General features: G+C 34.8%; 1 protein-coding gene. It reads right to left on the reverse strand.

Annotated features, from left to right (window positions below; genetic code table 11):
- Positions 1-1245: FG-GAP repeat domain-containing protein (locus tag AC1DDX_RS27200; protein WP_477623006.1), on the reverse strand; the 1245-nt coding region annotated here is incomplete at its 3' end.
- Positions 1246-1671 lie beyond the last annotated feature (426 nt).

Consider the following 1671-nt stretch of genomic DNA (forward strand, 5'->3'; position numbering starts at 1 on the left):
ATCATGAAGATACCCATTGGTTACAAAAAGATCCTTCCAGCCATCATTATCAAAGTCGGCAAATAAAGGTGCCCAGCTCCAGTCAGTATTGGAAACACCTGCCAGTTGGCCTACCTCGCTAAATGTTCCGTTACCATTGTTTATATGAAGCATATTGCGCATATATTGATAATACAAGCCATTGCGTAAATTCAGATCGAAAAACTCATAGTTATCAAATCCCTGGAGCAGTTTTTGGCGATGATTATCTTCGGGAATCATATCAAGGGTATATATATCCATTAACCCATCATTATTTATGTCCACAACATTATTGCCCATTGAATACATAGAAATATGCCGAAGATTTGACGTCAATTGATCAGTGAATGTCCCATCTCTATTGTTGATATATAAACGATCTTGTATAGAATAGTCGTTTGAAACATATATGTCTGGCCATCCATCTCCATTTACGTCCGAGGTAGCCGCGGCCAATCCATATGACAATACTGAACTATGTAAGCCTGCCTTAAGGGTAACATCTTTAAAATGCCCTCCTTCGTTTCTAAACAATTTGGTTCCAGACAAGCTATCTGGAGTTTTTTGAAGTTCCTGAATAGTAATATCATCAAGCTCGGTAAGTACCCTAATGTTCTCATTTACCAGTAACATGTCAAGATCCCCATCTTTATCGTAATCAAAAAAATAGGATTGTGTACTGTAAGAAGAATCTGCCACTCCGTAGATTTCGGCCTCTTCTTTAAATTGAGGAATGCCCTTTTCTGTTAGCCCTTTATTAATAAACAGTTGATTTTTTCTGTTCTCGCCAGGATATTTACCTGAATAACATATATAGATGTCCAACAACCCGTCGCCATTAACATCGGCCATATTGACTCCATTTTTCCATCCCTCTGTTCTACCTGTAACGTCAGCGATAGCTGTCACATCCTCAAACTTCATATTACCCCTGTTCAGGTAGAGTTTATTCGATGTCATGTTACCGGAAAAATAGATATCCTCCAGTCCATCATTATTTAAATCTCCTATAGAAACACCAGAGCCATTATAGAAAGCCGGGTAGTTAAAAACATTTCGTTCGAAGGTTTCTTTGATATTATTTGCAAAAAGAATATTGGTTTGTGCAGAATCCAACAATTTAAACAAAGGATTTTCGGCGACTGCATTTGCTGCATCTTTTGTGGATTGCTTACAAGCCGAAAACATTAAAATAAAAATAATTGGATAGTAAAGTCTCTTCATACTTTCGTGATCAAAGTGCACCACAAAATGCCTGAACATGCCAAAGGCACATAAAATTTCATACAATTACACATGGTTCTAATTTGGTTAGTTTGGTTTTCTGCTTAACAAAGTTAACTTACACTAACATATTCTTGTGAGTATAAAGGAAAATCGATATAGCATTAATAAAGTTATAACATTTATATATTACTTTGTAATAAAATTAATACTTTGTTTTAAACAACTGATAAATAGACAATTAAAATAACGTAACACAATAATCACAATCTAAAATAATTTATTCATTAATAATTTAAAGTAAACGGAAGCTTAGACAGGCTGGATTTCTGCGTGAAGATGATTAAATTAAATTTTACAGCACACAAATATTAACTTTTAATTAACATCCGGTTGAGTACCATAATTCCAGACCAGGTTCAATAT

It is taken from the genome of Pedobacter sp. 10L46_2, from assembly GCF_056395165.1.